We start from the raw sequence: 18,217 nt of genomic DNA on the forward strand, positions 1-18,217 counted from the left end.
TGCTGCCATGGACGGCAGCACAAGTCCTAATGTGCCCGGACGGCACATTTAGGACGCACACGTCACTCCGCCCCAACCTGAATCAGGCATGCTTAGAGTTTCTTATTTTCGGACAACGGAAACAAAACAATCCCGGCTTGATGCAATTTGCCACTTACAAAACTGCGACGCCACCCTTAGCCGGGGAACTCATAGCCCAACAAACCACAATTTATCGGGCAATGCATTTTATGATCTGAGCCATCGGAGGTCGTTGGAATGTTGTTAGAAGAATTTGATATGGATGAATATATTAAGATGGAACGCCGGGACAGCTATGAAGATGGATTATCTGAAGGCTTATCCAAAGGTCACATTAACGGCGAGTACTCACACCGTATACACACTGTCTATAACATGTTTCACAAAAACATTCCTGTAGAAACCTGTGCCAATTTACTCAACGAAGATATTTCCTTTGTTAATAAAATCTATCTCTTATGTCAGACGCACGCAGAATGGTCAAAAGATACTCTTAAAAAATCTTTAAACGAAAAATAATGCTGTTGAAAAAATAAGTCCCAAAAAAAGCATGCCGGAAAATCTATCCAAATGATATTTTCCAGCATGCTTTTCGCCATTGAAGTTACAATTATGGACAATGTAATAATTGCAGCTATACTCACAGTTCCAATTCAATCCTGCGATTCGTGTGTTCATAACGCTGCAGCACAACCCCCGCTGCTTTCAGCATCTTCTTTGATGCCACAACCGACGGTGTTGTCTCATATTTGTCGCTGTCATACACGATCCTGCGGATTCCTGACTGGATGATTGCTTTCGCACATTCATTGCATGGAAACAGTGTAACGTAGATCGTCGCGCCCTCTAAACTTCCGCCCCGGTAATTTAAAATTGCATTCAGCTCACTGTGTGTAGTGTAGAAATATTTATTCTCTAAAGGCTCGCCCTCTCGCTCCCACGGGAAATCATCATCCGAGCAGCCGGTCGGAAACCCATTATACCCCATTGAGAGTATCTTGTGATCTTCGCTGACAATGCAGGCTCCCACCTGTGTATTCGGATCTTTTGAACGCATTCCCGAAAGCAGTGCAACTCCCATAAAATATTCATCCCAGCTGATATAATCTTTCCTTTTGCCGCTCATGTTGATCTCCATTCTGCAGACGTTTTCCTGCATCAGAGAAACCGCAGATTAATTTGATTCTGCGATAAAACTGCTTTGTGACGTCTGCGGCACAAACAGCCATATAAAAATATGCTGTCAATTATTTTCATACTATTTGGTTCCAAAAATACGGTCTCCGGCATCTCCAAGTCCCGGAACAATATAACCATGCTCGTTTAAATGATCATCTAAAGCTCCAATGTATACATCTACATCCGGATGATCTTCCTGCATTTTCTTCACGCCTTCCGGTGCTGCGATAATACACATCAGGCGAATATTTTTAACACCTTTATCCTTTAGCATCTGGATTGCTGCCGATGATGAACCACCGGTTGCCAGCATCGGATCTACCACAAATACCTCTCTGTTTGCGCAGTCTGCCGGAAGTTTGCAGTAATATTCTACCGGCTCTAATGTCTCCGGATCACGATAAAGTCCGATATGTCCGACTTTTGCTGCAGGAATCATTGCCAGCATACCGTCCACCATGCCAAGACCGGCACGTAAAATCGGTACAACAGCAAGCTTTTTGCCCTTTAACTCTTTCACAGTCGTTTTGCAGATCGGTGTATCGATCTCCACATCTGCAAGTTTCAAGTCTCTGGTTGCCTCATAGCACATCAGCATTGCAATCTCGCTGACTAAGGTACGGAAATCTTTTGATCCGGTTTCCTCTCTGCGGATGATACCGATTTTGTGCTGGATCAACGGATGATCCATTACTACGATTTTTCCCATTTTAATTTTCCTCGCTTCCTTCGTTACTTTCTTCATTTAAAAGAGTGACCAGCTTTTTGATGGTCTTTCTCATTGTTTCATAGCATAGCCCATATGCCTGCAGACTGCCGCCATACGGATCTAAAATCTCCAGTTCATCTCCGACAAGTTCCGTGAGAACATATACATTCTCCGGGTTGGCTCTCTCGTATTTTTCCAGAACCTTTTCTAACTGGGCGTGTTCCATAACAAGAACTAATGTGTCCTCTGTAAAATCTTCTTCCGTCAGCTGTGCCGACATATAGCCATCCAGATTGATCCCATTGCTGATCATGACTGCTTCCGCTTTCTGATTGAGCGGCTCCGGAAATAAAACGACCATTCCTCTCGCACCGATTTCAACCGGATGTTTTAATACATACTCCCCAAGTATGCCCGCTGCCATCGGAGCACGGCAAGTTCCATTCTCCGCGACAAACAGGATTCGATTATATTGTTTCATGCGTTATCCTTCCTTCTCCCATCAAACCTGAATCACCTGATGTCCTGCTGCTTTCATTAACCGGTTCATGATTGCCTGACCGATTCTCGGTGTTGAAAAACTTTCTGAATAAATCGCATCTACATTCCAATCATCAAATTCACGCAATATTTTATATAAATGTCTGGCAATGGCATCCTCATCGCTCCTCGCTCCGATCGTCACCACATAATCTGCCTGATACAAAGATTCTGTCTCATCCGTTGCAACAACACCGACCTTTAGTCCTGCTGCCTGTTTTTCCCTGACTAATGCATTGATCTTTGCAACAACGGCCTCCTGTTCTCCCTCAACCAGCACCAGATCTGCCTTTGGCGCATAATGTTTATACTTCATTCCAGGCGCTTTCGGCTTCTTTGTGGAATCCGCAGCAATGATTCCCGGATCAATGCGCACTTCTTCCCCGAGTACTTCCTCTAACATCTCTTTTGTAATATAACCCGGACGCAGAATCATAGGTATCTTTTCCGTCAGATCAATGATTGTAGACTCAATACCGATTCCAACCGGCCCCCCATCCAGTATCATCGGTATCTTACCATCAAGATCTAATGCCACATGTGCCGCTTCTGTCGGGCTCGGCTTTCCGGAAGTATTGGCACTCGGTGCCGCGATCATACAACCGCTCTCATCAATCAATGCAAGCGCAACCGGATGATTTGGCATGCGGATTGCCACCGTATCCATTCCACCGGTGGTCTCATACGGAACCTTTTCATTCTTCCACACAATCATGGTAAGCGGTCCCGGCCAGAACGCGTCTGCCAGTTTCTTTGCCTGCGGCGGAACCTCTTTTGCAATGGATAAAAGTTCTTCAAATCTGCATATATGAACAATCAACGGATTGTCCGAAGGACGTCCCTTTGCCGCATAGATCCGTTTTGACGCCTCCGGATCAAGTGCATTTGCCCCGAGTCCGTAAACCGTTTCGGTCGGAAATGCTACCAGCCCGCCGGATCTTATGATCTCTGCCGCCTCCCGCATATCCTCCTTATTCGGATCGTCTGCGTCTATTTTTATTAATTTTGTCTGCATATATCACTACTTCTTTTCTAATATAATTCTTATTTTTATTTTTCCCAAACATTTGTATTATCGCACATTTTATCCAAATAGGCAACAGAGTGTGCATAATTCGCGGATTTGTACCTTGATTTTCCAGCAAAATTACCATAGAACCCGAACTGTAACTTGCTATGTTTCCGTAAATGTGGCATAATTATTACTGTTCATCTGCAAACAGTTATGTTTGGAAAGGGGGTTTTCATGAAAATTACAAAATCTGATTTTGGTACAACAAACGCAGGAGAAAATATTAATATATACCATCTTGAAAATGAGGCAGGTGCCTATGTAGAGGTTCTGAATTTCGGTTGCCGTCTTGTAAAGATCGTCGTTCCGGACCGTAACGGAAAACCAACAGATGTCTGCCTAGGTATGGACACAATGTCTGCCTATGAAAATGATGACGCAAGTCTTGGTGCCGTAGTCGGACGTGTTGCAAACCGCATCAAAGACGGTCATTTTACTTTAAATGGGAAAGAATACCAGCTTGCCGTAAACTGTGGAACCAATCATCTTCATGGAGGTCTGATTGGTTATGCCTCCAAACCATGGGATGCAAAAGTAAAGGATGACAAACTGATCCTGACTATGAATTCTGCCGACGGTGAGGAAGGTTATCCGGGCAATCTGACCCTGACAGTTACCTATGGCTGGTCTGAAGACAATGAACTTTCGATCGTATACGAAGCATCTGCTGATAAGGATACTTTGTTTAATGTCACAAACCACGGTTATTTCAATTTAAACGGTGAGGGAAGCGGTGATATCCTTTCTCACGAACTTTATATTGATGCAGATTCCATCACAGAGCTTGATGATTCACAGGCACCTACCGGAAAACTGATCCCGGTAGACAATACGCCATTTGATTTCAGAGTGATGCACACGATTGGGAAAGCCTATTACTCCGAATATGAACAGCTTCATAAGTTTGGCACTTACGATCATAACTTTGTGATCAACGGAACCGGTCTTCGTGAAGCAGCCGTATTACAGTCCAAAGACAGCGGCATCCGTATGACCTGTTTTACAGATCAGCCTGGCATGCAGCTTTATGTCGCTAATCAGCCGCTCAAGCAGCCTGGTAAAAATGGAAAAGTTTACGACAGCCGCACCAGCGTATGCTTAGAGACGCAGCATTTCCCAGATGCGATCAATCATGAGAATTTCCCGAGTATCGTACTTCATCCGGACGAGCCGTTCCATTCTAAGACACTGTATCATTTTTCTACGTTTTAGTGTGGCAGATCCGCAGAGTCCAATTATTTTGTGCTGATTTTTGTACATGGTTTTTTCGGGTTTTGACTTGTAATACCATCTTTTTTGTATTAGAATAATCTAAAGCTACTGAAGCGGTAGCGAGTCTATGATTTTATTTTTAAGGAGGGAATACAAATGGCATTCGTAATTTCTGATTCTTGCGTAAGCTGTGGTACATGCGAACCAGAGTGCCCAGTAGGAGCTATCTCTCAGGGAGACAGCCAGTTCGTAATCGACGCAGGCGCTTGTGTAAGCTGTGGTACATGTGCAGGGGTTTGCCCAACAGGAGCTATCAGCGAGGAATAATACTTAAAGAGTTTTTTGCGAGTAAAACTCTTGCGGCTTAGATGCGATGCATCCGGCCGCCAAAAAAGGAGCTGTGAATTTTCACAGCTCCTTTTTTGGCAGCGAATGCAGAATTTTCCTAAATAAGTCCGCTTAAATCAATTTCATAAATCATTTTTTCCGGTTCCCTTTCCTGTTGATAAAACAGGATCATATACCATGGTAAATACAGGATTTCCCCTTCTTCCACCACATTTGATTTTGAAAATACAATATTTTTTTCAAACTTCCATTGTTCTACTTTCATTGCATGATCCATTGCCAGATGCTTTTTGAAGTCATTTCCTGACTTGATCTCTACAAGTTCTGTGTGAAGTCCTTTTTGTAATACAAAATCTAATTCTCCAATTTTCTTAGAATCATAATAGTGAAGTTCAAAACCGTTCGATTTCAGGTTTTGCGCAAATGCATTTTCCAGAATACTTCCCATATTGACGTCAACATTCCCCATCAGAAGATCAAACTGGATATTTTCCATACAGGAAGCACAAAGCAGTCCAACATCATTCATATAAAGTTTGAACAGGTTTCGTTTTTCACTTAACTGCAGCGGTGCCTGTGGTTCTGTCACGTTATAACATGGCAATGCAACGCCCGCATCCGCTAACCAGTTAAAGCTGTCCTCATACCTGATATGCCTTGCGGAAGCATTAATACTGTTTAATTTAAATCTCCGGTTCTTCTCATTTAACTGCGCAGGAATGCTGTCAAATATTGCCTTGATCTTTATTTTTTCATTTTCCGTAGCATATTTTGCAATATCCAGGCGGTAAAGATCTAAAATACTTCTCTGATTCAGCACCACTTTTGCAATATCATGCGTATCAACATAAATCTGTACGGTTTCGGGCATTCCCCCAACTACAAGATAACTGTAAAAAAGTTTGCAAAGTGTCTCATGTACTGTCTCAGATACTTTTTCCTTTTTGTCATAACACGATTTCAAATACTGCAGTGTATGATTCTGTATGCCATTCGCCCACAAATATTCCTCAAAATCCAGCGGATACATTGGTAAAATCTGTTCAAAGCCAACCGGATAAGATGTGACATCCTTGTACCGCACACCAAGCAGCGAGCCAGATTCTATATAATCAAATCTTCCGTCCTCCAATATTCGGATTTCCAACTCTCTGCTCTTATATTAACATTTTTTCTTTGTTTTTCAATGTATATTGTAACATTTTTCAGTACATTTTTCTTTAATTTTTATATGATATCTGTAACATTTTTTAGTACATTTTTCTTTTATTTTCAGATAGTATCTGTAACATTTTCCAGAAAATGATCCACATCTTTGCTGCTGTCAAGAAAATCAAACGGTTACATAAACTATGCTGCACAAATTATATGATGCGCAAACGGTGCAAATCAGTTATAATAGTCATGAATAATAAAAATTTAAAAATGGAGTGTTATTGATTCGATGTGTCAATTAGACCCGGCAATAAAAAAAGATATTATAGCCTGCTGTAAAAAATATAATGCAAATAAAGTCATTCTATTTGGCTCCCGTGCCAGAGGAGATAACGGACCTTACAGTGATATCGACCTTGCAATTAAAGGAGCTGATAACTTTGACCGTTTATTTGCCGAATTAAAATACAATGAATTTACGCTGCTTGACATGGATATTATTGATCTGGACGGCAGGGTAAGTGAACCTTTGATGAAAGATATTTTAAATGACGGACATATTTTATATGAGAGGACAGGAAAATGAACCGAAAAATTGATTCTTATGGCTGCCCTTACGCGTGGATTGATCGAAGATGAAAATGCATGGCTTCGCATGTTACGGCTCCGGAATGACGAATCACATCATTATAATCAGGACTGTGCCATTGAACTGTGCCGCATGATTCCAGAGCTTCTTCCTTACTTTGATGATCTGAAAGAGAAAATAATTATTTTCGGATATGGCGAATGATAAAAAACGCTATTGCACCAGTTATCATACTGTAATGCAATAGCGTTTTTTTATGCTTTTTCTTTTTTATTTCTGCCCCATCTTTTTTTGGGTTCTTTCTTTTTCAGATTCCCGCGGATCGCCGCATCCAGTTTCCGGAAACGTTCCTCATCCGCCTCATCCTGTTCTCTCATAAGATAATTCATTTCCTTGATGACCTGTTCCCCCACATCTTCGCTGATGCAACGGCTCAATTCCTGATTATTTGCAGCAATCGCTGTTCCGACGATCTGCGTCATCAATTCTGTAAACTGTGCCATTTTATCGGTGTTATCAAGTACACTCTGATTCTCATGCTGCGCAGATACTGGCATATTTCTGCCTGAATCTGTGTATGGATTCAAATCTGCATGCTGATCCTGTTTTGCAGCATATCCATCCTGAATGCGCGTAACCTGACCAGACTGATGCTCCGCCTTGACAGCTTTTTCATCCTGCGTATATGCAACCTGGTGCAGATCCTGTTTTATTCCCGGATGTGCAGTGCCAACCTCTGCCTGCGCATCGGGGGACATATTATGTACGATCATACGGATCGCTTTCAACTGATATCCTTGTTCTTTTAATTCCTTGATCCTCTGGAACTCCTGAATGTTTTCCTTTGTGTAATACCGGTGCCCAAGTTCATTTCGCGGAACATTAAGCTCCAGTTCATCCTCCCAGTAACGTAATACATGTGACTCTACATTTACAATATTTGCAGCGTCGGAAATCATGTAACGTACCTTTTCCATTCCGGTTCCTCTCCTTCCTTTTATCTGCTAACCTATATTATAAGCATTCGAAAGGATGTCTACAACGAAAATCGCTCGTCTTATTCCGACAGGATGTGCGAAACATTTGCTGTTGGCAGTAAAAGGTGTGTCAAAATGTAGCGACTGGTAAATTGCACAAAGCGTAAAATTCTTTTGTGACTTTGGTAGAAAATTAGAAAAACTTAGTATGCCTGTTCTAAGCTCAGTGTTTTGCTGCCACGGATGGCAGCAAAAGTCTTAACGCGCCACGGATGGTGCGTTTAAGACGTACACGTCACTCTGTGAACACACCTCGCAGGCATACTTAGCTTTTCTTATTTTCGGACATTGGAACAAAACGGATATACGCCTTGTGCAATTTTCCACTCAAAAAATTTAGCTACACCTTTTACTGACAACCGCAAAATGCTCAGGTTAACCTGAGCATTTCATTATTTCTCCATATTGGCAAACTTCGTATACTGCGGCAGCCATACCAGATTGACGGTACCGATCGGACCGTTTCTCTGTTTGGCAATAATGATCTCTGAGATTCCTTTCATCTCAGAGTCATGGTTATAGTAATCGTCACGATAGATAAACATAACGACGTCGGCATCCTGCTCGATCGCACCGGACTCACGCAGGTCGGAAAGCATCGGACGGTGATCCGGACGCTGTTCTACGGCTCGTGATAGCTGGGACAATGCAATCACCGGCACAGAAAGCTCCCTTGCAAGTGCCTTTAAGGAACGGGAGATATCTGAGATCTCCTGCTGACGGGAATCAGATCCCCTGCCGGAACCGGACATCAACTGTAAATAGTCAATGATGATCAATTTTAAGTCGTGCTCTAATTTGTATTTCCGGCATTTGCTTCGCATTTCTGCAATGGAAATACCCGGCGTATCATCAATGATAAGCTCTGAGTTGCCAATTGTTCCGGCTCCCTCAATGAGCTTCTCCCAGTCAGAGTCTGAAAGATTACCAGTTCTGAGTGCCTGTGCATCTACCCTTGACTCCAACGAAAACAAACGGTTTACAAGCTGTTCCTTTGACATCTCAAGCGAGAAGATCGCCGTACACATATGTTCGTGAAACGCTACATACTGCGCAATGTTAAGAACAAACGCCGTTTTACCCATGGACGGACGCGCTGCGATCAGGATCAGATCGGACGGCTGTAAACCTGCGGTCCGGTAGTCAAGGTCAATAAAACCTGTCGGGATTCCCGTAACGGTGCCGGATGTTTTTGCTGCGTTCTCAATCTTTTCAAGTGCGTTCATAACAACCTGGCGGATCGGTACATAGTCCCCGCCACCACCGCGGGTGGAAAGCAGATCAAATACCTTTTTCTCGGTAATATCCATGACCGTCTCTACACTCTCTTTTCCCATGTAGCACTCATTTTCGATCTCTTCATTTAATTTGATGAGTTTACGCCGCATGGAGTTATCTTTTACGATCTGGGCATAATATTTTACATTTGCCGATGTTGGAACTGCATTTAAAAGATCCCTCACAAACTCTAAACTTGCAATCTCTGCCGGTACATCTTTTTCTTTTAATTTATTCTGCAAAGTGACCAGATCGACCGGAAGTCCTTTGCTGTATAATTCGACCATGGTATCAAACAGGATTCCATACTGTTTGTAATAAAAATCCTCACTGATGAGCATTTCCATTGCAGTGAGGATCGCATCTTTATCCATGATCATAGAGCCGATGACCGACTGTTCCGCCTCACGGCTGTTCGGCATCGTACGGTTGATCAGTGTTTCTTCCATTTTTATTCCTCTACTACATGTACGTTAAATTTTCCTACTACCTTCGGGTGAAGCTTGATTGCAACTTCTGTCACGCCGAATGTACGGATCGGTTCTGCAAGCTGCATTTTCTTTTTGTCAAGTTCCATGCCAAGCTGTGCTTTGGCTGCAACGGCGATCTCTTTGGTGGAAACGGAACCGAATGTACGTCCGCCCTCGCCGGCTTTCATTTTTACGGTAACTTTTTTATCTTTTAATTCTTCCGCAAGTGCCAGTGCAGCTTCATACTGCTCCTGTGCCACTTTGTCTGCATGCTGGTTCTGCAGTTTTAAATCATTAAGGTTTTTTGGTGTTGCCTCCACACCTAACTTTTTCGGGAAAATCGCATTGCGTGCATAACCATCGCTTACATTTACGATCTCACCTTTTTTCCCTAATGCTTTTACATCTTCTAATAAGATAACTTTCATATATCTGATTTCCTTTCTCTTTTCTGTTTCTTTTGCTGCTTTTGTCCGGTCTCTATCTGATGTTACTCTGATATATCGCCCTCTTTTAACATCTCATCGATCGTATCCTGAATGATATGTTTTGCCTGCTGCAGTGAGCAGTTGGTGAGCTGGGCTCCGGCAACGTTTAGGTGTCCGCCGCCTCCAAGGCGCTCCATGATAAGCTGTACATTGATCTCATCAATCGAACGGGAACTTACGTATATTTTTCCCTGATATTCTGTGAGCACAAAAGAAGCCTTGATTCCTACGATATTTAAAAGCTCATTTGCAGCCTGTGCGCAGACAATTGTCGGGCTTTCCACCTGATCCGCCGGACAGATGGAAATCGCAAACGAACCACGATAAACCTCCGCATGGCGGACTGCCTCCGCCCGCGCCTTGTAAGCTGCCATATCGTTACGCAGCATCTTACGCACTCTCGTCACTTCCGCACCCGCACGTCTTAAATAAGCTGCCGCCTCAAAAGTACGGACACCGGTTTTTGTCATAAAGTTGTTGGTATCGATCAGGATACCGGCATAAATACAGTCTGCTTCACATGGGGCAAGACGGATATTTTCGGAAAAATACTGCAGTACCTCGGCGATCATCTCGCAGGCACTCGAAGCATACGGCTCCACATAGGAAAGTACCGGATTCTCGATCACCTCGTTCGTCTGTCTGTGATGGTCAAATACACAGACAGTCTGTGTGCGCTTTAACAGCTCCGGACATTCGGTGTAACTTGGACGGTTTACATCCACAACAACCACCAGTGTATTTTCATTGGTAAGCATAAGTGCTTCTTCATTTTTGATAAAAAGATCTGCCGGGTATCCTTTTTCCACGGTAAAACACTCTACCAGCGGCCGCAGGGATGATGTAATCTCGTTTAACACGATCTGTGCCTTCTTGCCAAGTACTTTTGCGGCACAGTAAATACCGATCGCTGCACCAAGGGAATCGACATCACTGATGCTGTGTCCCATAATGATCACATGCTCCCTGCTCTCGATGATCTCACGGAGTGCATGTGCTTTTACCCTTGCCTTGACCCTGGTGTTGCGCTCTACCTGCTGTGTTTTGCCACCATAATATGTGACTTCCTCGCCATCACGCACAACGACCTGGTCACCGCCACGTCCTAATGCAAGATCAATGGACATACGGGCATACTCATAATTCTGTGTATAGCTGGCACCGTTGGCACCAATACCGATGCTTAGTGTCACAGCCATTTCATTACCGACTTTGACTGTCTTTACATCCTCGATCAGACTAAAACGGTCTTCGCGGAGTTTTGCAAGATACTGATACTTAAATACGACAAAATATTTATCTTTTTCAATTTTACGGACTAATGCATCAAGCTCTGTAAAATATTTATTGACTTTCCGGTCGATCAGGGCAACGAGAAGAGATCTTTTGACATCTTCAATACTGTCAAGTGCCTCGTCATAGTTATCGATATATACAAGACCAGCAACCATTTTCTGTTCCTGGTTCTCTCTCATGTACTGATTCTTTTCTGTCTCATCAAAGAGATATACCGCCGTCAGATATTCGTTACTCTCATCAAGTGTAACAAGACTGTCCACGCTGTTTAACTCTTCAAAGTAGATTCTTTTTAAGGCAACACGAAAATCCTGTTCTTTCAGCGTGAGATTTATGGATTTCTCTCCATCACTCTTCTGCAGAAGTTCCTTTGTCAGTGCCGGAAAAATCGTCGTGATCGATTTGTGATATTTTTTATCCTTACCGGTCAGTTCTGTAAACTGCTCATTGACCCATAATATCTTTGCATTATAATCGACGAGTGCATACGGTATTTCAAACTCATTTAAGAGCTGCTTTTGTACTGTTCCGTACTGCGTTGCGAAGTTGATCAGTTCATTAACTAACACCGGCTTATTCCTGACATACACGATCATGGAAACAACAAAATAGATTGCCGTAAATATCGAAAACATAATACCTGACAATATATCTTCCGTATAGATGACAACATTCATACATACCAGAAGAATCGTCATGAACATCGGCCAGTAGAGAGATTTACGAAGTCTCCCTCTGAGCTTTACTTTATTACTTTTCATAGTCTTCTCCTAAATAAAAAGAAACCTACGGCAGGAAATGTGCTCATCACTGCTTACTTTTCCATCCGTCTTGGAATAGTCTTTGCTAACAATTATAGCATTTTGCCCCCTTAAGATAAAGTACTTTTTAAAAAAGGAACCGACGCAGTCACCTCATCTGCCCGATTCCCTTTTCTTTCCATTTGCAGTCTGATCCTGCTGTATTCAGTTCTGGCTCTCCGTATCACGTGGCGCGATCGTCAGATAATTGTCAGTATCCATATCATTGATCAGATTATCCGATAAAATCCTGTCACCGGAAACTTTTGGTTCTTCCCGCACAAAACTTTTCTCGTCGAGCTGATACCCTGTTCCTTCCGTATAAACTGCACTGATAAATCCGGATTCCTGACCACCGCCATAAATTGGAAAAATAATCGTATGCCAGCCATTTTCCAGCTCATCACTGATCATTACCGGCGTATGGATCTGTAGAAATGTTCCAAGCACCTCAAACTGACCGTTTTCTTCCGGTCTTAAAACAAGTGCCGCATCCCCACGTGTATCTGATGTCGTATCACCGATCGTAACCGCAACGATCTCATCCGTTCCATCTTCATCAAGATCCGTATAATTATAGTAATACCGTGTCTCTTTGCACTCTTCCTCCGGGATCTGATAATATTCCTCTAAAAAAGCTGCAAGCTCCGGATATTCCTCATCTTCAGAAAATTCTTCCAGCACATTATAATTCTGTTCATCCTGTTCTGCCGAGAAAAAATGTTCTTCTAACGTCTGTTCTGTCTGCTCCGTCTGATTATTTTCCTGTGCAGTTATATCTGCAGTATTTTTCTCTCCACAGCCCGCTGTGCCTGCTAACACTACCAGGAAAAATACCATTCCTAATGTCCGTTTCATGCTCCCTCCACCTGTCTGTACTGCTCACCGCTTCGGTTTACCATATATATTATATGATTCTGTGCATAATTCCAAGACATTCTTAGCAAGTTTAAGAAATACTTTCGAAATAGTTTTGAATCTCTTCTAGGGACGGCATCACGCGCAGTGCACCTTTTCTTGTTGTGATGATCGATGCCGCTGCGTTTGCAAATGTAAGCATATCTTTTAACTGTTGTTCAGTAAGTTCCATTAATCCATACTGTAATATGTAATGCAGGCAGCATGCACCGAAAGTGTCTCCTGCACCGGTTGTTTCGATCGTGTTTTTCTGTAAAAATGCAGGTACTTCCACGAGCATATTTTTATAATAGGCTCTGCTTCCGTCCCGTCCCATAGATAACAGAATCAGCGGGATCTGATATGTCTGCTGCAGCATACGGATACCTTCTGTATAATCCTCTTTTCCGGAAAACCACTGGATCTCATTGTCTGATATTTTTAAAATATCACAAACGGACAGTCCATAAGCAGTCTGCTCTTTTGCTTCCTCCATGTCCTTCCAGAGCGGTTCCCTGATATTCGGATCAAAGGAAATGAGTGCACCATTTTCTTTTGCAACAGCAATCGCATGTTTTGTCGCACTTCTGACCGGCTCATTCGTCATGGACAATGTACCAAAATGAAAGATTTTTCCGGCTGCAATAATATCATCCCGGACTTCCTCTTCCCGAAGCATCATATCTGCGCCCGGATTCCGGTAAAAAGAAAAGTCTCTGTCCCCGTCCGGTTTTGTCTCAACAAATGCAAGGGTGGTGCGCACATCTTCATCCGTCAGAAGTCCTTCCACATTAATCCCGGCTGATTCCACGGTGGAACGGAGCTGTCTGCCGAAGATGTCATTTCCGACTTTTCCTAAAAATGCGGTCTGATGCCCTAATCTGTTCAACATGGAAAGCACGTTGCAGGGTGCTCCGCCCGGATTTGCTTCATAAACCGGGTTGCCCTGACCACTGGTGTCGTTTTCTGTAAAATCAATTAATAATTCGCCGAGGGCGACTACATCATATTGTTTATTCATTGTGTGTGCTCCTTTCTTCTGCGTATGCTGGGGGTGAAGTTCTGGTAGAGGTTGTTGGGACGTTACTCAATTTTCCTGCATTTCTTTTATATACATCTGCCATGCACGGTACTCGTTGTCCATGCGTGGGATTGGCACGCCTGCATGTACAAGCTGTGCTCCTGTGAAGTAATCCGGTTCAACTGCGTTCGGTGTTTCATTGATGTGCTGTCCGTTTGTACCATCTGTCTTTGTTCCGACAACCTCAACCCGGTAAAATCGAAATAGGTTGCCTCCCAGTTATTGATAAGTACCGGTCTTTTCGTATCACGGTATGCACTGCGGCAGATATGGCTTCGGATCAGACGGTGCAGATTCCAGGAAAGCGCAGGAAAACATTTCATCGGATAAGCCCATCACAAGCCTTGTCTGCTCATACTGGTCTTTTTCTGCCTCTGCTTTGAAATTGCCGCTGTATAAAAGCATACAGCCATAACATTCGCCGGCATCCTCCCCTGTCTGTTTTCCAGCCAGCATCACAAATGGATTCTGCTGGTGGCTCGAAGCGCCACGCCTGCTGCCAAATACCTGATTGCCATGCTCCACGGACGTGCGTTCAAAAATCCGCTCCATCCCGTGTCTGCCATGAAAATGAATGACATCAAATTCTCCATTCATAAAATCAAGCACAGCACTTGCAGATTTTTCAATATGGACGGTCTTATCGCCATGATTGGTAATCTGAACCGCCCTGGTAATAATATCAAGTTCTGCAAATACACCGTAAAGCAGTGTTACCTGCACGCCGCTTACGGCATCCTCTAAATATACCTTTAACGTTTCACTCTCTGTCCCGGTCTCATCATAAACTGCCGGAAGTCCCGGAATCTGGTATTTTCCTTTACATACCTCACAGGATACGAACCGCAGATCGGCACAATAGCTTCCATCTGCATTTTTCAGCACAAATGCCGGGCTGCGGAAATCCCCGGTTTCAAAACACGGATATTCCTGCGGCAGTGCATCCATGGAATATGTCTTATCGCACTCTGCCTCATACGGATTGCCGGAAAACCCCCTGTCATAATAGGTCAGAAGATACCGCATATCACCGTCTAACCGCGGTCCGTAATAAAAGATGGAGCAGTTGTCCATAAGCGCCGACAGCCATCTGATACGTCGTATTTTTTGTGTGCAAAGTAATTGTATGCGGTGTGAGCAGTTTCTGCTCCTGATCTATGATGATCGCCATAATTTTCCCCTTTCCGAACAAAATATATCATTAAGAAGTGCCACTTTTTATAATTGGTAAAATTCAATGGTAAAGCTTATTTCCGGTAAAACACCTTTGCCTCATATGGTCTTAAATGAATCCCATGCTCTGTTTTTACAACATCCTTATAATTGCTGATCAAAACATCCTCTTCACCGGTAAAACCGTCCTCTAAGGCAAAGTCCATCTCCTGCTCCCTGAAGTTGCAGACTACAAACAGCTTTTCTTCTCCAAGTGTCCTGGTGTATGCAAACACATCCGGATGTTCGATCACCTTACTCTCGTATACACCATACACAATGATCTCCATCTGATGACGCAGTTCGATCAGCCTTTTGTAATAGGAAAATACTGATTCCGGATCATTGATCTGTGCTGCCGCATTGATCTTTTTATAATTTTCGTTGACCGAAATCCACGGTGTACCTGTCGTAAATCCTGCATTATCGCTGTCATCCCAATGCATTGGGAATCTCGCATTGTCACGACCGATAGCATTGACAAATTTTAACATCGTTTCTTCATCTAAAATACCGCCGCCGACAAAATCGCGGTATGCATTTTTAATCTCAATATCACGGAACTCTGAAAAATCTTTACATTTGCGGTTTGTCATACTGAGTTCCTCACCCTGATAAATATAAGGTGTTCCTTTCATAAAATGCAGGCAGGTTGCAAGCATTTTTGCGGAAATCTCGCGGTATTCTTCACTGTCATTTCCAAATCTTGAGACGGCTCTCGGCTGATCGTGGTTATCCCAGTAAAGGCTGTTCCATGCCACACCTTCAAGTCCATCTTCCCATTTTTCAAATACTTTCTTTAACTCAACAAGATCAAAGCTGCCATCACTCCATTTGCCATACTGTGTCTGTCCGAGGTTGACATGCTCAAATGTAAAAATCATATCCAGCTCGCCCTGATCTGCCCCGGCATAGCGTTTCGCATCCTCCACGCCTGCACCGGCACCCTCGCCGACCGTCATCCAGTCAAACTTGGAGATTACTTTTTCATTCATCTCTTTTAAATATTCGTGCACGCGCGGTCCATTATTGACATACGGGGAAGAATCTCCAAACCTTTCATTGCCATGCACGATGCCGTCCGGAAAACGCTGATCTTTTGAAATCATCGTAATGACATCCATGCGGAATCCGTCGATACCGCGTTCGCCCCACCAGGTCATCATGTCAAAAACTTCCTGTCTGAGTTTCAGATTCTCCCAGTTAAGATCCGGCTGTTTTTTGGAAAACATATGAAGATAATACATATCCGTCGTCTGATCGTATTCCCATGCCGAACCGCCAAAACAGGAACCCCAGTTATTCGGCTCTTTTCCATCCTTTGCTTCACGCCAGATATAATAGTCACGGTACGGATTGTCTTTGCTTTTTCTGCTCTCCACAAACCACTGATGCTCATCGGAGCTGTGATTGACTACAAGATCCATGACGATCTTAATGCCAAGTTTATGCGCTTCTGCAAGCATCTCATCAAAATCTTCTAACGTACCAAATTCTGTCATGATATCCCTGTAATCACTGATATCATAGCCATTGTCATCATTTGGGGACTGATAGACCGGAGATAACCAGATCACATCAATTCCCAATAATTTTAAATAAGACAGCCGGCTCTTAATGCCGCGAAGATCGCCGACACCATCACCATTGCTGTCCATAAAGCTGCGCGGATAGATCTGGTAGACTACCGCTTCTTTCCACCATTTTTTTTGCTCCATAGGAATCCTCCATTCTTGCGCCGGTTTTGCGCATACACTATTTACCTTCCTGCTATATATATGGCTCATATACATATTGAATCAAGTCGTCTCCCTTACTACAAGTGATACCGGCAGAGTAGTGCGGTTCGGCACAAGTTCCCCGTTACCGGAACGGACGAGCAGTTCCACCGCCATTTTCGCCATCTCTTTGATCGGCTGATGGATCGTCGTGATCGGCGGCGTTGTTAATGATGCAATATTGACATCATCGAAACCCACGATCTTCATCTGCGACGGCACATCAATGTTCAACTTATGGCACACCTGCAGAAGCTGCGCTGCGATCAGATCACTGCTGGCAAAAATGCCATCTGTATCCGTATTTTCCTTTAACAGATTTTCAAGTATCTGATGATATTCCAGATGGTTATACTCAAAAGCTGTGGTATCTGCGATCTGATAAGAAACATTCTGTTTTTCACAGACTGCCCGGAAACCAACTGCACGCTCATCTGCCGGCATGGCTGTCTCGTGGACACCGCTGATATGGATCAGATGCTTACAGCCACAGTCAATCAGATGCTGCGCTGCAAGACGTCCACCCTGCTCATTATCGCACTCTACCTCTGCCGTTCCATTTTCAAGATAACGTTCTATCGTGATCAATGGCACATTTAATCCGGTAAACTTTTCCACACCGACCGTTCCACTGCAAAGGATCACTCCCGCTACACGGTTGCTGGTGCACATCTCCATGTATTCCCATTCCTTTTCGTTTTTTTCCTGAGAATTAAATAGAAGAATTTTGTGCCCATAATGATAAGCCTGACTCTCTAAATTACTGATCAGTTCCGCAAAATACGGATGTCTGATATGTGGTACGATCACACCGATCGTATTCGTCGTCTGCTTTGAGAGCGAGCGGGCTACCTCGTTCGGACGGTAATTGAGTTTTTTCATTGCCTCATATACTTTTTTTCTTGTCTCTTCGCTGATATATCCGCGATTATTCAGCACACGGGAAACAGTGCTCACCGTAAGTCCCGTTTCCTTCGCCACATCCTTTAAGGTTGCCATACTACTCCTCTTTCTTGCGTGTAAAAATGTATTTTCACACGACTTCTCATTTCTTC

Annotated in this window: 20 protein-coding genes; 5 read left to right on the forward strand and 15 right to left on the reverse strand. The window is 43.5% G+C overall.

Annotated elements, in window-relative coordinates:
- Positions 1-258: 258 nt before the first annotated feature.
- Positions 259-540, forward strand: coding sequence for a hypothetical protein (locus DXA60_RS06375; protein ID WP_117920512.1), 282 nt, complete (start codon positions 259-261; stop codon positions 538-540).
- A gap of 121 nt (positions 541-661) precedes the next feature.
- Here DXA60_RS06375 and DXA60_RS06380 read toward each other — a convergent pair whose 3' ends face one another.
- The 4 genes from DXA60_RS06380 to DXA60_RS06390 form a co-directional block, all read right to left on the reverse strand.
- On the reverse strand, positions 662-1,147 hold the full coding sequence (locus tag DXA60_RS06380) for a deoxycytidylate deaminase (RefSeq protein WP_117920610.1): 486 nt from the start codon (positions 1,145-1,147) through the stop codon (positions 662-664).
- Positions 1,148-1,279: 132 nt separating this feature from the next.
- On the reverse strand, positions 1,280-1,909 hold the full coding sequence (upp, locus tag DXA60_RS06385) for a uracil phosphoribosyltransferase (protein ID WP_015561153.1): 630 nt from the start codon (positions 1,907-1,909) through the stop codon (positions 1,280-1,282).
- 1 nt (position 1,910) lies between these two features.
- Positions 1,911-2,390 (reverse strand): arsenate reductase/protein-tyrosine-phosphatase family protein, encoded by a 480-nt coding sequence (locus DXA60_RS19135; RefSeq protein WP_118209787.1) that lies wholly within the window; start codon positions 2,388-2,390, stop codon positions 1,911-1,913.
- Between the two features lie 21 nt (positions 2,391-2,411).
- Entirely contained in the window at positions 2,412-3,464 is a 1,053-nt protein-coding gene (locus DXA60_RS06390) for an L-threonylcarbamoyladenylate synthase (protein WP_243006783.1), read from the reverse strand.
- A gap of 231 nt (positions 3,465-3,695) precedes the next feature.
- Here DXA60_RS06390 and DXA60_RS06395 point away from each other — a divergent pair, with 231 nt between their 5' ends.
- Positions 3,696-4,733, forward strand: coding sequence for an aldose epimerase family protein (locus tag DXA60_RS06395; protein WP_117920514.1), 1,038 nt, complete (start codon positions 3,696-3,698; stop codon positions 4,731-4,733).
- A gap of 156 nt (positions 4,734-4,889) precedes the next feature.
- Entirely contained in the window at positions 4,890-5,060 is a 171-nt protein-coding gene (locus DXA60_RS06400; RefSeq protein ID WP_022112022.1) for a DUF362 domain-containing protein, read from the forward strand.
- Positions 5,061-5,178: 118 nt separating this feature from the next.
- On the opposite strand, the gene DXA60_RS06405 is transcribed toward DXA60_RS06400, so the two are convergent.
- Complete coding sequence (locus tag DXA60_RS06405; RefSeq protein ID WP_243006784.1) at positions 5,179-6,228, reverse strand: ATP-binding protein; 1,050 nt, start codon at positions 6,226-6,228, stop codon at positions 5,179-5,181.
- A gap of 297 nt (positions 6,229-6,525) precedes the next feature.
- On the opposite strand from DXA60_RS06405, the gene DXA60_RS06410 reads away from it, so the two are divergent.
- On the forward strand, positions 6,526-6,822 hold the full coding sequence (locus DXA60_RS06410; RefSeq protein ID WP_006855252.1) for a nucleotidyltransferase family protein: 297 nt from the start codon (positions 6,526-6,528) through the stop codon (positions 6,820-6,822).
- Between the two features lie 18 nt (positions 6,823-6,840).
- On the forward strand, positions 6,841-7,029 hold the full coding sequence (locus tag DXA60_RS06415) for a nucleotidyltransferase substrate binding protein (RefSeq protein ID WP_117920516.1): 189 nt from the start codon (positions 6,841-6,843) through the stop codon (positions 7,027-7,029).
- A 50-nt stretch (positions 7,030-7,079) separates the two neighbouring features.
- Here the strand turns inward: DXA60_RS06415 and DXA60_RS06420 are convergent, their stop codons facing one another.
- The 10 genes from DXA60_RS06420 to DXA60_RS06460 form a co-directional block, all read right to left on the reverse strand.
- Positions 7,080-7,802, reverse strand: a complete 723-nt coding sequence (locus DXA60_RS06420) for a MerR family transcriptional regulator (RefSeq protein ID WP_117920518.1) — start codon at positions 7,800-7,802, stop codon at positions 7,080-7,082.
- 452 nt (positions 7,803-8,254) lie between these two features.
- Positions 8,255-9,589: a replicative DNA helicase gene (gene dnaB, locus DXA60_RS06425; RefSeq protein WP_117920520.1), complete on the reverse strand. Its 1,335-nt coding sequence runs from the start codon at positions 9,587-9,589 to the stop codon at positions 8,255-8,257.
- Positions 9,590-9,591: 2 nt separating this feature from the next.
- Positions 9,592-10,038 (reverse strand): 50S ribosomal protein L9, encoded by a 447-nt coding sequence (gene rplI / locus DXA60_RS06430; protein WP_117920522.1) that lies wholly within the window; start codon positions 10,036-10,038, stop codon positions 9,592-9,594.
- 62 nt (positions 10,039-10,100) lie between these two features.
- Positions 10,101-12,155 carry a DHH family phosphoesterase gene (locus DXA60_RS06435; protein WP_117920524.1) on the reverse strand — a complete coding sequence of 685 codons (2,055 nt, stop codon included), beginning with the start codon at positions 12,153-12,155 and terminating at the stop codon, positions 10,101-10,103.
- A 204-nt stretch (positions 12,156-12,359) separates the two neighbouring features.
- Positions 12,360-13,052, reverse strand: coding sequence for a hypothetical protein (locus tag DXA60_RS06440; RefSeq protein WP_117920526.1), 693 nt, complete (start codon positions 13,050-13,052; stop codon positions 12,360-12,362).
- Between the two features lie 91 nt (positions 13,053-13,143).
- Entirely contained in the window at positions 13,144-14,112 is a 969-nt protein-coding gene (locus DXA60_RS06445; RefSeq protein ID WP_117920528.1) for a carbohydrate kinase family protein, read from the reverse strand.
- 86 nt (positions 14,113-14,198) lie between these two features.
- Positions 14,199-14,495 carry an alpha-galactosidase gene (locus tag DXA60_RS19730; protein WP_243006785.1) on the reverse strand — a complete coding sequence of 99 codons (297 nt, stop codon included), beginning with the start codon at positions 14,493-14,495 and terminating at the stop codon, positions 14,199-14,201.
- Positions 14,419-15,246 (reverse strand): glycoside hydrolase family 36 N-terminal domain-containing protein, encoded by an 828-nt coding sequence (locus tag DXA60_RS06450; protein ID WP_243006786.1) that lies wholly within the window; start codon positions 15,244-15,246, stop codon positions 14,419-14,421. The genes DXA60_RS19730 and DXA60_RS06450 overlap by 77 nt, the downstream gene beginning before the upstream one ends.
- A 173-nt stretch (positions 15,247-15,419) precedes the next feature.
- The gene (locus DXA60_RS06455; protein ID WP_199536198.1) at positions 15,420-17,102 is read right to left on the reverse strand and encodes a glycoside hydrolase family 13 protein; all 1,683 of its coding nucleotides are present in this window, start codon (positions 17,100-17,102) and stop codon (positions 15,420-15,422) included.
- Positions 17,103-17,183: 81 nt separating this feature from the next.
- Positions 17,184-18,161, reverse strand: coding sequence for a LacI family DNA-binding transcriptional regulator (locus tag DXA60_RS06460; protein WP_117920532.1), 978 nt, complete (start codon positions 18,159-18,161; stop codon positions 17,184-17,186).
- Between the last annotated feature and the right edge of the window lie 56 nt (positions 18,162-18,217).

Source organism: Roseburia sp. OF03-24 (genome assembly GCF_003463035.1).
Classification (GTDB): domain Bacteria; phylum Bacillota; class Clostridia; order Lachnospirales; family Lachnospiraceae; genus Roseburia; species Roseburia rectibacter.

Excerpts from the sequence above, each read along its gene's own strand:
- DXA60_RS06375 (WP_117920512.1), top strand. The coding sequence starts at position 259 with ATGTTGTTAGAAGAATTTGATATGGATGAATATATTAAGATGGAACGC.
- DXA60_RS06450 (WP_243006786.1), bottom strand. The coding sequence starts at position 15,246 with ATGGACAACTGCTCCATCTTTTATTACGGACCGCGGTTAGACGGTGAT.
- DXA60_RS06460 (WP_117920532.1), bottom strand. The coding sequence starts at position 18,161 with ATGGCAACCTTAAAGGATGTGGCGAAGGAAACGGGACTTACGGTGAGC.
- DXA60_RS06380 (WP_117920610.1), bottom strand. The coding sequence starts at position 1,147 with ATGAGCGGCAAAAGGAAAGATTATATCAGCTGGGATGAATATTTTATG.
- rplI (WP_117920522.1), bottom strand. The coding sequence starts at position 10,038 with ATGAAAGTTATCTTATTAGAAGATGTAAAAGCATTAGGGAAAAAAGGT.
- DXA60_RS19135 (WP_118209787.1), bottom strand. The coding sequence starts at position 2,390 with ATGAAACAATATAATCGAATCCTGTTTGTCGCGGAGAATGGAACTTGC.
- DXA60_RS06400 (WP_022112022.1), top strand. The coding sequence starts at position 4,890 with ATGGCATTCGTAATTTCTGATTCTTGCGTAAGCTGTGGTACATGCGAA.
- DXA60_RS06390 (WP_243006783.1), bottom strand. The coding sequence starts at position 3,464 with ATGCAGACAAAATTAATAAAAATAGACGCAGACGATCCGAATAAGGAG.
- DXA60_RS19730 (WP_243006785.1), bottom strand. The coding sequence starts at position 14,495 with ATGAAATGTTTTCCTGCGCTTTCCTGGAATCTGCACCGTCTGATCCGA.
- DXA60_RS06445 (WP_117920528.1), bottom strand. The coding sequence starts at position 14,112 with ATGAATAAACAATATGATGTAGTCGCCCTCGGCGAATTATTAATTGAT.
- DXA60_RS06410 (WP_006855252.1), top strand. The coding sequence starts at position 6,526 with ATGTGTCAATTAGACCCGGCAATAAAAAAAGATATTATAGCCTGCTGT.
- DXA60_RS06440 (WP_117920526.1), bottom strand. The coding sequence starts at position 13,052 with ATGAAACGGACATTAGGAATGGTATTTTTCCTGGTAGTGTTAGCAGGC.
- dnaB (WP_117920520.1), bottom strand. The coding sequence starts at position 9,589 with ATGGAAGAAACACTGATCAACCGTACGATGCCGAACAGCCGTGAGGCG.
- DXA60_RS06435 (WP_117920524.1), bottom strand. The coding sequence starts at position 12,155 with ATGAAAAGTAATAAAGTAAAGCTCAGAGGGAGACTTCGTAAATCTCTC.
- DXA60_RS06420 (WP_117920518.1), bottom strand. The coding sequence starts at position 7,802 with ATGGAAAAGGTACGTTACATGATTTCCGACGCTGCAAATATTGTAAAT.
- DXA60_RS06415 (WP_117920516.1), top strand. The coding sequence starts at position 6,841 with ATGGCTGCCCTTACGCGTGGATTGATCGAAGATGAAAATGCATGGCTT.
- DXA60_RS06395 (WP_117920514.1), top strand. The coding sequence starts at position 3,696 with ATGAAAATTACAAAATCTGATTTTGGTACAACAAACGCAGGAGAAAAT.
- DXA60_RS06455 (WP_199536198.1), bottom strand. The coding sequence starts at position 17,102 with ATGGAGCAAAAAAAATGGTGGAAAGAAGCGGTAGTCTACCAGATCTAT.
- upp (WP_015561153.1), bottom strand. The coding sequence starts at position 1,909 with ATGGGAAAAATCGTAGTAATGGATCATCCGTTGATCCAGCACAAAATC.